The following is a 12,604-nucleotide window of genomic DNA, read 5'->3' as shown; positions in this document are numbered from 1 at the left end:
GCCAGGCAGGTGGCCGCACCCACGCGGCCCACCGACGCAACTGACAACGACACAAGGAGACACGGCATGGCCGTCGTTACCATGCGCCAGCTCCTCGAGAGCGGCGTCCACTTCGGGCACCAGACCCGTCGCTGGAACCCCAAGATGAAGCGCTTCATCATGACCGAGCGCAATGGCATCTACATCATCGACCTGCAGCAGTCGCTGACCTACATCAACAACGCCTTCGAGTTCGTCAAGGAGACGGTCGCCCACGGTGGGTCGATCCTCTTCGTCGGCACGAAGAAGCAGGCCCAGGAGCCCATCGCCGAGCAGGCGACGCGCGTCGGGATGCCCTATGTCAACCACCGCTGGCTCGGTGGCATGCTCACCAACTTCAACACGATCTCCAAGCGGCTCACGCGCCTCAAGGAGCTCGAGGAGCTCGACTACGACAACGTCGCGGGCTCGGGCTACACCAAGAAGGAACTCCTGATCTTCAAGCGGGAGAAGGACAAGCTCGAGAAGACCCTCGGCGGCATCCGCAACATGGCCAAGGTCCCCTCGGCCGTGTGGATCGTCGACACCAAGAAGGAGCACCTCGCCGTTGACGAGGCGCGCAAGCTCGGCCTGCCGGTCATCGCGATCCTCGACACCAACTGCGACCCCGACGAGGTCGACTACAAGATCCCGGGCAACGACGACGCGATCCGCTCCGTCACCCTGCTCACCCGCGTGATCGCCGACGCCGTCGCCGAGGGCCTCATCGCCCGCAGCTCCGGCAAGTCCGGCGAGCCGGCCGAGGGTGTCGTCGCCGGCGACGAGCCGCTGGCCGAGTGGGAGCGCGAGCTGCTCGGTGGCGACGCCGCCCAGGCCGCGGAGTCCGCAGCACCGGAGGCCGGCGCGACCGCCGCTGCCGACGCGACCGAGGCCGCTCCGACCGAGGCCGCTGCGGTCGAGGCCGCTGCGGTCGAGGCCCCCGCCGAGGCTGCTCCGGTCGAGGCTCCCGCCGAGGCTGCTCCGGTCGAGGGTGCAGAGGCCCCCGCCGCGGAGGCCACCCCGGCCCCCGCCGCCGAGGAGACCGCTGCTCCCGAGGCTGCTGCCGAGACGCCGGCCGACGCCGACGCCAAGGCCTGAGCCGCACCTGCCCTTTAGTCCGACGGCCCCTGCCAGACGCGACCACGTCTGGCAGGGCCCGTCAGGCCCAACCGTGAGAGAAGAGCTGAGAATCACCCATGGCGAACTACACCGCCGCTGACATCAAGGCCCTGCGTGAGTCCACCGGCGCGGGCATGCTCGACGTCAAGAAGGCGCTCGACGAGGCCGATGGCGACCGTGCCAAGGCCACCGAGATCCTTCGTGTGAAGGGCCTCAAGGGCGTCACCAAGCGCGAGGGCCGCACCACGTCCAACGGACTGGTCACCGCCCAGGCCGGTGACGGCGTGGGCACCCTCGTCGAGGTCCTGTGCGAGACCGACTTCGTCGCCAAGGGCGAGAAGTTCATCGCCCTCGCCGCCCAGGTGCTGGCCCAGGCCGTCGCCTCGGGTGCGGCCGACGCCGACGCGCTGCTCAAGAGCTCGCTCGAGGACGGCTCGACCGTCCAGGAGCTGCTCGACGGCGCCAACGCGACCATCGGCGAGAAGATCGAGGTCAAGCGCGTTGCCCGCGTCGAGGCCCCCATCGTCGTGTCCTACCTGCACAAGACCAGCCCCGACCTGCCTGCGCAGATCGGCGTGCTCGTCGGCGCAGAGGGCAGCGACGAGCAGGTCGCGAAGGACGTGGCGATGCACATCGCCGCGTTCAGCCCCACCGTGCTGACCCGTGACGAGGTCGACGCCGTGACGGTCGAGAACGAGCGTCGCGTCGCCGAGGCCACCGCGAAGGAGGAGGGCAAGCCCGAGGCCGCCCTCCCCAAGATCGTCGAGGGTCGCGTCAACGGGTTCTTCAAGGAGAACGTCCTGCTCGAGCAGGCGTTCGCCAAGGACGCCAAGAAGACGGTCGAGAAGGTCCTGGCCGAGGCCGGCACGAAGGTCAGCTCCTTCGTCCGCTTCCGCGTCGGCGGCTGACCACACACCACACGACGAGGCCCCTCACCGGTTGGTGAGGGGCCTCGTCGTCGGTATGCCGCGTGGCCGGCCTCGCGCCTAGCCGGCCGCCTTCTTGACCAAGGCGGCGATCTGCTTCTCGAGGGCCGGTGTCAGCCTCGTGAGCGCGTAGCCGATGGGCCACATGTCACCATCGTCCAGCTGCGCGCTGTCGTTGAACTCGAACGTGGCGTACCGCGCCTTGAACTTGCTGGCGGGCTTGAAGAACGCCACCGCCTTGCCGTCGCGCTTGTAGGCGGGCATGCCGTACCAGGTCGAGGGCTCGAGATCCGGAGCGGCCTGGGTGACGATCTCGTGCAGGCGCTCGGCCAGCTGGCGGTCCTCCGGGGGCATCTCGGCGATCTTGTCGAGCAGGTCCTGCTCGCCGACGGCGCCCTTGGCCTCCTTGGCCCGCTCCTTCATCGCGGCGCGTTCGTCGGCGGTGAACCCGCTCTTACTGCCGGCGATCTTGGGCGCCGCCTTCGTGGTGGCCTTCTTCGCCGTGGTCTTCTTGGCCGTGGTCGGCATGATGTCTCCCCGAGGTCGTGGTGGGCTGTCGAGACCATTCTCCGAGCCAAGGCCCCTTGAGCGCTTCTCGAAAACTGATCACTTCTGTCGCATACTCACCTCATGGGGAGACGAACGAAGCACACGCCACCCGCACCCGCGCGGGCGCGGGTGCAGCCGGACTTCACCCACCTCCCGGAGCGGATCGCGCCCGAGGACATGACCACGACGCATGACGTCGACCCGGGTCCCGGCCCCCGCGGGGGCCGGGACACCGACACCGAGTTCATGCTGCGCAACGCGGGGTTCTGAGCCCCGAGTCAGAAGATGCGCACGCGCTCCTGGGGGTCGAGCCACATGCCGTCACCCTCGGTGACAGCGAACGCGTCGTGGAACTCGTCGCAGTTGCGCACGGCGTTGGCCCGCACCTCGGTGGGCGCGTGCGGGTCGATCGCCAGCAGCCGCTTGGCCTCCTCGGTCCTGGCCTTGCCCGACCAGACCTGCGCCCAGCCGAGGAAGAACCGCTGGGGACCGGTGTAGCCGTCGAGCTCGGGCACGTCCTGGCCCTCGGTGGCAATCCGGTAGGCGGAGTAGCCGATCGCCAGGCCGCCGAGGTCGCCGATGTTCTCGCCGACGGTGAGCGCGCCGTTGACCTTCTCGTCCGGCGCCGCGATCGGGGACAGCGTGCTGAACTGGGCGATGAGGGCCTGGGTGCGCTCGTCGAACCGGGCCCGGTCCTCCTCCGTCCACCAGTCGCGCAGGGCTCCCGTGGAGTCGTAGCGCGAACCCTGGTCGTCGAAGCCGTGGCCGATCTCGTGGCCGATGACCGCACCGATGCCGCCGTAGTTCACCGCGTCGTCGGCGTCCATGTCGAAGAAGGGCGGCTGCAGGATGCCTGCGGGGAAGACGATCTCGTTCATCAGCGGGTGGTAGTAGGCGTTGACCGTCTGCGGCAGCATCAGCCACTCGTCGCGGTCGATCGGGCCGCCCAGCTTGGCGAGCTGACGGCGTAGCTCGAACTCGTTGGCGCGACGGACGTTGCCCACGAGGTCGTCGTCGATGGTCAGCGAGGAGTAGTCCCGCCAGCGGTCCGGGTACCCGACCTTGGGGGTGAACGAGGCCAGCTTGGCCAGGGCCTGCTCCCGCGTCTGCGGGCCCATCCAGTCGAGACCCTCGAAGGAGCGCCGGAACGCCTCGACGAGGTTGGCGACCAGGTCGAGCATCCGCTGCTTGGCCTCCGGCGGGAAGTACTCGGCGGCGTAGAGCTGGCCGACTGCCTCCCCGATCGAGCCCTCGACGAGCGAGACCCCGCGCTTCCAGCGCTCGCGGTTCTCCGGGAGGCCCGAGATGACCCGGCCGGTGAAGTCGAACTCGGCGTCGACCAGCTCCGTGGACAACAGCGGAGCCGCGGACCGGACGACGTGGAAGGCGAGCCAGTGCTTGAGGTCGTCGAGGCTGGTGTCCTCGAGCAGCGCCGACAGTCCCTCGAGGTACGAGGGCTGCCCCACGACGACCTGCGCGAAGGCGTCACGCGCGCCCAGGGAGTCGACGAACGCGTTCCACCCGAGCGTGGGAGCCAGACCCTGCAGCGCGGCATACCCAAAGGGGTTGTAGCTCTTGACCGCGTCGCGGGTCGCGACGTTGTCCCAGTGGTGCCCGGCCAGCCGCGTCTCGAGGGCGACCACCCGCGCTGCAGGTGAGCCCTCGTCCGTGGACCCGTCGCCGATGCCCGCGAAGTCGAGCATGCGGGCCACGTGCGGGAGGTATGCCGCGAGGATGGCGGCGTGCCGCTCCTCGCGGTAGTAGGACTCGTCGGGCAGGCCGAGCCCGCCCTGGCCGAGGTAGAGGACGTACTCCTCGGGGTTCTTCGCGTCCGGCGCCACCCCGAAGTCGAAGAGGCCCGGCCCGCCCTCACGCTGGAGCCGCCCGAGCACCCGGGACAGGTCGTCGAGGCTGCCGATCTGCTCGACGGCGGCGAGGTCGCCGGCGATCGGCGCGAGGCCCAGCTCGTCGGCCCTGGCCTCGTCCATGAACGACCGGTAGAGGTCGCCCACCTTGCGGGTCGGCGAGCCGGCGGGTGCGTCGGTGTCGGCGGCGGCCCGCTCGATGATGGTGCGGACCCGCTCGTCGGACTGCTCCCGCAGCATGTCGAAGGTGCCGTAGCGGCCCCGGTCGGAGGGGATCTCGGTGTCGCGGACCCAGGTGCCGTTGGCGTGGCCGAACAGGTCGTCCTGGGGGCGGACCGAGTCGTCACGGTGACCGGGGAGGATGCCTGACCTCATGCGCGTGTCTTCCTTCAGTGCGTCGATGGACCTTGCGATGACACCCTGCCACGCACGACGGACAGGCGTGCAACCGGCGGCGTGCGTCCCGCGGGAGTGTGGAAGGATTCGGTGACCGCCCCACACCTCCAGGAGGATCTGTCGTGACTTCTGCCCCCGAGCAGACCGCCCCAGCCGGATCCACCACCCCCCGGCGACGGGTCCTGCTCAAGCTCTCCGGCGAGGTCTTCGGCGGTGGCCGGGTCGGACTGGCTCCCGAGGTCGTCCGCGGGATCGCCCAGCAGATCGCGCAGTCGGTCAACGAGGGCATCCAGGTGGCCGTCGTGATCGGTGGCGGCAACTTCTTCCGGGGCGCCGAGCTGCAGCAGCAGGGCATGGACCGGACCCGCGCCGACTACATGGGCATGCTGGGCACGGTGATGAACTGCCTCGCGCTCCAGGACTTCCTCGAGAAGGAGGGCATCGAGACGCGGGTCCAGACCGCGATCACGATGGGTCAGGTCGCCGAGCCCTACATCCCGCGCCGGGCGATCCGCCACCTCGAGAAGGGCCGCGTGGTCATCTTCGGCGCCGGAGCCGGGATGCCGTTCTTCTCCACCGACACGGTGTCGGCGCAGCGTGCACTGGAGATCAAGTGCGACGCCGTGCTGATGAGCAAGAACGGCGTCGACGGGGTCTACGACTCCGACCCGCGCACCAACCCCGACGCCAAGAAGCTCGACGAGATCAGCTACGCCGAGGCCCTCCAGCAGGGTCTGCGCGTGGTCGACGCCGCGGCCTTCAGCCTCTGCATGGAGAACAAGCTGCCCATGGTCGTCTTCGGCATGGAGGGCGAGGGCAACGTCGTCCGGGCGCTGCGCGGTGAGAGGATCGGCACGCTGGTCACCCCCGGCTGAGTCGGCGGCACGCCGACCCACCCACCAGACTGACCACACCACGACCGGCGCAGCCCCTCCGGGGGAGCGCCCGAGAAGGAGCAGGACATGATTGAAGAGACTCTCCTCGAGGCCGAAGAGAAGATGGAGAAGGCCGTCGAGGTCGCCAAGGAGGACTTCGCGGGCATCCGCACGGGTCGCGCGACGCCGGGCATGTTCAACAAGCTCATGGTCGACTACTACGGCGCCCCGACGCCGCTGCAGCAGCTGGCGTCGTTCCAGACCCCTGAGGCCCGCACCATCCTGATCACGCCGTTCGACAAGTCGGCGATGGCGGAGATCGAGAAGACCCTCCGCGACTCCGACCTGGGCGTGAACCCCAGCAACGACGGCAACATGATCCGCTGCGTCCTGCCCCAGCTCACCGAGGAGCGGCGCAAGGACTACATCAAGCTCGCGCGGCACAAGGGCGAGGACGCCAAGGTGTCGATCCGCAACATCCGCCGCAAGGCCAAGGACGAGCTCGACAAGCTCGTCAAGGACGGCGAGGTCGGCGAGGACGACGGCACCCGCGGCGAGAAGGAGCTGGACGCGACGACGAAGAAGTACGTGGACAGTGTCGACGAGCTGTTGAAGGGCAAGGAGGCCGAGCTGCTCGAGGTCTGAGCCGCTCGCCCCACCACGAAGGAATGAACACGCCATACTCCCGTAGCTCGCGGCGCGAGGCCGCCCACCCGGATCCCGGTGCCGGGGGTTCCGGCACGCCTGCGGGGCCGCCCACCCGTCGTGCCGCCAGCGCTCCGGCCCAGCAGCCGTCGAAGGCAGGCCGTAACCTGCCGGCGGCCATCGGTGTCGGCGTGGGCCTGGGGATCCTCATCATCGGCTCGCTGATCCTGCGCAAGGAGCTGATGCTCGGGATCGTCATCGCGGCCATCGTCGTCGGTGTCTGGGAGCTGCGGCGTGCGCTGGCCCAGGTCTCGATCCACGTGCCGCTGGTGCCCAGCCTGGTCGGCAGCGTGAGCATGCTGGTGTCCGCCTACGTGGGTGGGGGAGAGGCCCTCATCATCACGGTCGGGCTGACCTGCGTCGGCATCCTGCTGTGGCGGATCGCCGATGGCGTGCTCGACGCGGTGCGCGACATCGCCGGTGGCTTCTTCGTGGCGGTCTACCCCTCGTTCCTGGCCGGCTTCGCCGCCCTGATGCTGGCTGCCGACGACGGTGCCCGGCGGATCGTGGTGTTCATCCTCGTCACGGTGCTCAGCGACGTGGGTGGCTACGCGTTCGGCGTGCTGCTGGGCCGGCACCCGATGGCTCCCTCGGTGAGCCCCAAGAAGTCCTGGGAGGGTTTCGCCGGGTCGGTGCTCACCTGCGTCGTGGGCGGCGCCATCGTCGTCGTGCTCCTGCTCGACGGCCCCTGGTGGGGCGGTGCCCTGCTCGGTGCCTGCACGGCGATCGCTGCCACGGTGGGAGACCTGACCGAGTCGACGGTCAAGCGCGACCTCGGCATCAAGGACATGAGCACGATCCTCCCCGGGCACGGCGGGGTGATGGATCGCCTCGACTCCCTGGTGGTCGTCGCGCCGGTCGCGTGGGCCCTGCTGGCCTGGGTCGTCCCCCCGGGCTGAGGCCGCCGCGGGTCCTGCGAGTGTGAGGTCAGGGCGCACACCTGAGAGACTGGGCGCACCATGACCACCGACCTCCCCGCGCCCACCAGCGAGCGTCCCCAGCCGGGACAGCTGACCTTCTCCGCCCCGCGTCGGGGCAAGCCGCCGCGCCACCTGGCCGACCTCTCTCCGGCAGAGCGCAAGGAAGCGGTCGAGGCGTTGGGGCACAAGGGGTTCCGCGCCAAGCAGCTGTCGACTCACTACTTCGAGCGGCTCGTCGAGTCGCCCGAGGAGATGACCGACCTGCCCAAGGCGATCCGCGACGACCTCGTCGCCGACCTGCTCCCGAACCTGCTCACCCCGCTCGTGCAGCGCACCGCGGACGACGGCATGACCATCAAGTCCGCGTGGAAGCTGCACGACGGAGCCATCGTCGAGTCGGTCCTGATGCGCTACCCCAAGCGGGTCACGATCTGCATCTCCAGCCAGGCAGGCTGCGGCATGAACTGCCCGTTCTGCGCCACCGGCCAGGCGGGGCTGACCCGCAACATGAGTGCCGCCGAGATCGTCGAGCAGGTCGTCAGGGGGGCCAGGCTCCTGCGCAGCGGTGAGCTCGCGGCGGTCGGGGTGCCTCGCGGCGCGTTCGCCGACGCTGCCCCTGACGGACACGTCGCCGAGCTGGGCGAGGAGGACGACTCCGAGGACCCGCAGGGCGGCACCGGGCCGACCGGTCCCACCCGCATCTCGAACGTCGTCTTCATGGGCATGGGCGAGGCGCTGGCCAACTACAAGGCGGCGATCGGAGCCATCCGCAGGCTGACCGACCCCGCACCCGACGGGCTCGGCATGTCCGCCCGTGGCATCACCATGTCGACCGTGGGCCTCGTCCCGGCGATCGACAAGCTGGCCGCCGAGGGCATCCCGGTGACGCTGGCGCTGTCGCTGCACGCGCCCGACGACGAGCTGCGCAACGAGCTCGTGCCGATCAACACCCGCTGGAGCGTCGACGAAGCCCTCGACGCCGCCCACCGCTACTACGAGGTCACCGGTCGTCGGGTGAGCATCGAGTACGCGCTCATCAGGGACATCAACGACCACGCCTGGCGTGCCGACCTGCTCGGGAAGAAGCTCAATGCCCGCGGCCGTGGCTGGGTGCACGTCAACCCGATCCCGCTCAACCCCACACCGGGGTCGAAGTGGACCGCCTCCCGGGCGGGCGTGGAGCAGCAGTTCGTCGAGCGGCTGCGCGCCCACGGCATCCCCACGACGATCCGCGACACCCGAGGTCAGGACATCGACGGCGCCTGCGGCCAACTCGCTGCCTCCACGGCGTGATCCTGCCTAGACTCGACAGGTGAGCTCACGCCGACTGGCGCTGGTGGTGTCTGCCACGGCTGTCACGGCCGTCGCGGCGACCTTCGCCGTCGTGCTCACGGGGGCGTTCGCGGGTCGAGAGGGCCAGGCTGCCCCCGCCCCGCTGGTCACCTCGCCCCACGGCCACAGCGTCCCGGTGAAGGCGCCGCCCGAGGCCCCGCTGCGCGCGGGGGAGCGCTTCGTCACGCTCCGGATGCCCACGGCATACACCCCGAAGGCGCCGGCGCCGCCGGGCACCGACGACTATCGCTGCTTCCTGCTCGACCCCGGCCTCACCGCCAAGTCGGTCGTGACAGGCATCAACGTCCTGCCGGGCAACCCCGACGTCGTCCACCACGTCATCCTGTTCCGGGTGCCGGCCGACAAGGTGGCCCGGGCCGAGGAGATGGACCGCCTCCAGGTGGGCCAGGGCTGGACCTGTTTCGGTGGCACCGGCGTCGAGAGCCAGGGTGCCGGGCTGAACGGCGCCCCGTGGCTGGGTGCGTGGGCACCCGGCGGTGGCGAGCGGGTGCTCGCCCCCGACCTCGGTATGCCGGTCGAGGCCGGTTCGCGGATCATCATGCAGGTCCACTACAACCTCCTCGCCGGCCAGACGCCCGACCAGAGCGCCGCCAAGCTGCGGGTGGCGGCCGACGACGGGCAGCGCAAGACGCTCCAGACGGTGCTGCTGCCGGCGCCGGTGGAGGTCCCGTGCCGACCCGCGCACCCCGGTCCGCTGTGCGACCGGACGGCTGCGATGGCCGACGTGCAGCAACGCTTCGGGGTCGCCGCGGGCCGCACCGGCGATGCGCTGCACCTGCTCTGCCCCGGCAACAAGGCCGGCCCCACCCAGACCTGCACGCGACCGGTGACCCAGGCCTCGACGATCCGCGCGGTGGCCGGGCACATGCACCTGCTGGGCACGAAGATCTCGGTCACGGTCAACCAGGGCAAGGCCGACGAGCGCACGATCCTCGACATCCCGATCTGGGACTTCGACGACCAGGGCAGCCGGCCGGTGCAGCCCGCGATGAAGGTGGGTCCGGGCGACACGCTCACCGTCTCCTGCACCCACGACCAGCGACTGCGCGACCTGCTGCCGTCGTTCGAGGGGCTGCCGGAGCGCTACGTCGTCTGGGGCGAAGGCACGACCGACGAGATGTGCCTCGGCATCGTCATGGTCACCCGGCCCTAGCGCCATCGCTGCGCACCTAGGCTGACCCGCGTGAGAGCCCACCCCGTCGGAGCCGTCGAGCCGGGACGCGAGTTCGTCCTGACCGTCTCGTGCGCCGATCGCCGGGGCATCGTGCACGCGGTGTCGGGGATCATGCTCGAGCAGTCGATGACGATCCTCGACAGCCAGCAGTTCGCCGACACGACGGCGGGGGAGTTCCACCTGCGGATGCACCTGGCCCGGGAGGGTTCAGCGCTCGCGGTCGAGGAGCTCGACGCGGCGATGCGTGACGTCGCCACGGACTTCGCGATGACCTATGCCGTGCACGACCTGTCCCAGCGGCGGCGGGTGCTCGTGCTGGTGAGCCAGCAGGGTCACTGCCTCAACGACCTGCTGTTCCGGGTCGAGAGCGGGTCGCTGCCCCTCGACGTGCCCGCGATCGTCTCGAACCACGAGGACTTCCGCGGCCTCGCCGAGTGGCACGGGATCCCGTTCCACCACGTGCCGGTCACGCCGGACACCAAGCCGGCGGCCGAGTCGGAGCTGCGCCGCCTGGTCGAGCTCTACGCCGCCGACACCATCGCGTTGGCGCGCTACATGCAGATCCTGTCGAGCGGGCTGTGCGCCGACTTCCCGGGGCGGATCATCAACATCCACCACTCGCTCCTGCCGAGCTTCAAGGGCGCGAAGCCCTACAGCCAGGCCCACGACCGCGGGGTCAAGGTGATCGGGGCGACCGCCCACTACGTCACGGCCGACCTCGACGAGGGGCCGATCATCGAGCAGGACTTCCGCCGCGTCGACCACCGGATGAGCCCGACCGAGCTCGCCTCGGTGGGGCAGGAGCTCGAGGCGATGGCCTTCGCGAGGGCATTGCGCTGGCACGCCGAGCACCGGGTGGTGCTGCGCGGTCGCCGCACGATCGTCTTCGACTGAGCAGGCGGCCTGAGCCCGGCGGGCTGGTCACGCCGACGATCGAGTCGTCGCGGACGTGCAGGGTCACGAGGCTCCGGCGTTGGGGCCTTCAGCCATCCTGGCGCACGGCCCGCTGGAGGGCGTGCAGGTACCCGTGGGCAGCGCCCCGCTGGAGCTGCCACGTCAGTGGCCCGCCGAGCCGGGTGAGCCAGCGGTCGGCGCGCGCGTAGGCGCGCACCACGGCATACACGTGGTCGCCGCGCCGCTCAACCAGGAAGCCCTCCTCGCCACTCTCGACGTGCCCCTCGAGGGTGCCGTAGCCGAACCCGGTGCGGTCCTGCTCCTCGACCGTCCACACGATCCGGCAGGGGACCCCGAGCCCGACGAGCCGGCTGAGGACATCGACCCCGACGGCGGCCCGACGGGCCGTGGCCCGAGGCCGGAGTCCGAGCCCGCGTTGCGGCGCATAGGTCATCAGCGCCTCACTGGCCGATCGGTATGCCGCGTCGCCGGCTCCCAGCCGGCGCTCGACCTCGAGGTGGTGAAACCCGGGCGGGAGAGGTCCGTCGAGGGTCAGGCCGCGCGGCTGGTAGGTGAGCTCCAGGTGGGCCAGGTCCGCCAGCCTCACGAAGACCCGCCCCGGCCGGCCGGGTCGGGCGCGTGGTCAGCCGCTCGGTCGGGCGCCTGGTCAGCCGCTCCGCCAGGAGCTCGGTCGAGGATGATGGCGGCCGCCTCCTCGGGGCTGTCGACCAGGTACACCACGGCGTCCATGCCCCGCTCCTGGCCCAGGGCTCGCACCGCGGCCCACACCGGCACGGTCTCCGACCAGTACTCCTGGCCGACCAGCACAAGGGGCGCGAGGGTCGACTCGGCGGGCGCGTAGAACAACGGCGTGACGGCCTGGAAGATCTCCTGCACCGTCCCGGCTGCCCCCTCCAGCACGACGAGCCCGGCGGCGGCGCGGGCCAGCAGGCCGTCCTCGCGGATCGCGTTGGAGAAGTACTTGCCGATGCCGTCGCAGAAGACGTTGGGCGGCTCGTGGCCGTAGAACCAGGTCGGGATGCCGAGGCTGCGGCGGTCGTCGGAGACGGGCAGCTCGGTGCGCACCTCGAACGCGAGGGAGACCCAGTCGGCGACCGACGGGCGGAAGGTCGGCACGGCGGCCAGTCGGTCGAGGGCCGTGCCGAGCGACTGCTCGTCGGCGGCCAGCGCGCCCAGGTTGGCGGCCTCCATGGCGCCGGGCCCACCACCGGTGGCGACGACCAGACCCGCCGCAGCGAGCGACCGACCGAGCCGTGCCGCCGCGGCATACGCAGTCGTGCCCCGAGCCAGCGCGTGCCCTCCCATGACGCCCGTGACCGGTCGACCTGCCGTGAACTCGTCGAGGGCGTCGCTGATCGAGTCGTCGTGGATGGCGCGCAGGAGCGTGACGAACGCGTCGTGGTGCAGCGCGCCGTCGCGCATCCACTGGTAGGCAAGGAAGTCCGGCGTGGACTCGTACCCGCCGTCGTCGAGGCCGGCGTAGAGCTCGGCGGCGGTGTAGAGCGTGGCGCGGTAGGGGTCGACGGGCGCATGCGGGTCAGTCGGGAACACCAGCGCGCGGTGCGCGCCGAAGTGCGCGCTGAGGGTGGTGGACAGCCGACCTCCCAGCACCACGAGCCCTTCCAGGTCCGTGCGGGCGAGCAAGCGGTCCTCGTGTGCCGTGAGGTCGAGGTCCTGGAAGCGAAGCCCGGTCAGGGGTCGGCCGGAGTCGAGCACGGCATCGAGGTCGTCGAGGTCCTCGACCTCGGGATGGAGGTCTGCGGTGCCGTCGCGGTCGCCCTGCATGGTG

The 12,604-nt window shown here is 70.5% G+C and carries 13 protein-coding genes; 9 read left to right on the top strand and 4 right to left on the bottom strand.

The window, feature by feature from the left end; translation table 11 throughout:
* Positions 1-66 precede the first annotated feature (66 nt).
* Together rpsB and tsf are read left to right on the top strand one after the other, a co-directional pair.
* On the top strand, positions 67-1,116 hold the full coding sequence (gene rpsB / locus ACXJKD_RS04915) for a 30S ribosomal protein S2 (protein WP_457253309.1): 1,050 nt from the start codon (positions 67-69) through the stop codon (positions 1,114-1,116).
* Between the two features lie 98 nt (positions 1,117-1,214).
* Complete coding sequence (gene tsf / locus ACXJKD_RS04910; RefSeq protein ID WP_457253308.1) at positions 1,215-2,045, top strand: translation elongation factor Ts; 831 nt, start codon at positions 1,215-1,217, stop codon at positions 2,043-2,045.
* Positions 2,046-2,123: 78 nt separating this feature from the next.
* On the opposite strand, the gene ACXJKD_RS04905 is transcribed toward tsf, so the two are convergent.
* Positions 2,124-2,591 carry an iron chaperone gene (locus ACXJKD_RS04905; protein WP_457253307.1) on the bottom strand — a complete coding sequence of 156 codons (468 nt, stop codon included), beginning with the start codon at positions 2,589-2,591 and terminating at the stop codon, positions 2,124-2,126.
* Between the two features lie 102 nt (positions 2,592-2,693).
* On the opposite strand from ACXJKD_RS04905, the gene ACXJKD_RS04900 reads away from it, so the two are divergent.
* Complete coding sequence (locus ACXJKD_RS04900) at positions 2,694-2,882, top strand: hypothetical protein (protein WP_457253306.1); 189 nt, start codon at positions 2,694-2,696, stop codon at positions 2,880-2,882.
* Positions 2,883-2,890: 8 nt separating this feature from the next.
* On the opposite strand, the gene ACXJKD_RS04895 is transcribed toward ACXJKD_RS04900, so the two are convergent.
* Positions 2,891-4,852 carry a M13 family metallopeptidase gene (locus ACXJKD_RS04895; RefSeq protein WP_457253305.1) on the bottom strand — a complete coding sequence of 654 codons (1,962 nt, stop codon included), beginning with the start codon at positions 4,850-4,852 and terminating at the stop codon, positions 2,891-2,893.
* A gap of 143 nt (positions 4,853-4,995) precedes the next feature.
* Here ACXJKD_RS04895 and pyrH point away from each other — a divergent pair, with 143 nt between their 5' ends.
* From pyrH to purU, 6 genes are all read left to right on the top strand, one after another.
* Entirely contained in the window at positions 4,996-5,748 is a 753-nt protein-coding gene (gene pyrH / locus ACXJKD_RS04890) for a UMP kinase (RefSeq protein WP_056922566.1), read from the top strand.
* A gap of 87 nt (positions 5,749-5,835) precedes the next feature.
* A complete protein-coding gene (frr, locus tag ACXJKD_RS04885; RefSeq protein ID WP_056922567.1) occupies positions 5,836-6,393 on the top strand; it encodes a ribosome recycling factor in 558 nt (185 codons plus the stop codon).
* A 23-nt stretch (positions 6,394-6,416) separates the two neighbouring features.
* Positions 6,417-7,352: a phosphatidate cytidylyltransferase gene (locus tag ACXJKD_RS04880; protein WP_457253304.1), complete on the top strand. Its 936-nt coding sequence runs from the start codon at positions 6,417-6,419 to the stop codon at positions 7,350-7,352.
* Positions 7,353-7,412: 60 nt separating this feature from the next.
* A complete protein-coding gene (gene rlmN, locus ACXJKD_RS04875; protein ID WP_457253303.1) occupies positions 7,413-8,666 on the top strand; it encodes a 23S rRNA (adenine(2503)-C(2))-methyltransferase RlmN in 1,254 nt (417 codons plus the stop codon).
* 19 nt (positions 8,667-8,685) lie between these two features.
* Positions 8,686-9,879 carry a monooxygenase gene (locus ACXJKD_RS04870; RefSeq protein ID WP_457253302.1) on the top strand — a complete coding sequence of 398 codons (1,194 nt, stop codon included), beginning with the start codon at positions 8,686-8,688 and terminating at the stop codon, positions 9,877-9,879.
* 30 nt (positions 9,880-9,909) lie between these two features.
* Positions 9,910-10,794, top strand: coding sequence for a formyltetrahydrofolate deformylase (gene purU, locus ACXJKD_RS04865; protein WP_457253301.1), 885 nt, complete (start codon positions 9,910-9,912; stop codon positions 10,792-10,794).
* Positions 10,795-10,882: 88 nt separating this feature from the next.
* On the opposite strand, the gene ACXJKD_RS04860 is transcribed toward purU, so the two are convergent.
* Together ACXJKD_RS04860 and ACXJKD_RS04855 are read right to left on the bottom strand one after the other, a co-directional pair.
* Positions 10,883-11,401, bottom strand: coding sequence for a DUF1990 family protein (locus tag ACXJKD_RS04860; protein ID WP_457253300.1), 519 nt, complete (start codon positions 11,399-11,401; stop codon positions 10,883-10,885).
* Positions 11,398-12,600, bottom strand: a complete 1,203-nt coding sequence (locus ACXJKD_RS04855) for an LOG family protein (protein WP_457253299.1) — start codon at positions 12,598-12,600, stop codon at positions 11,398-11,400. The genes ACXJKD_RS04860 and ACXJKD_RS04855 overlap by 4 nt, the downstream gene beginning before the upstream one ends.
* Between the last annotated feature and the right edge of the window lie 4 nt (positions 12,601-12,604).

It is taken from the genome of Pedococcus sp. P5_B7 (assembly GCF_054049895.1).
Note: the sequence above shows the minus strand (reverse complement) of the source record. Positions and strands in the feature narration are given on the sequence as shown.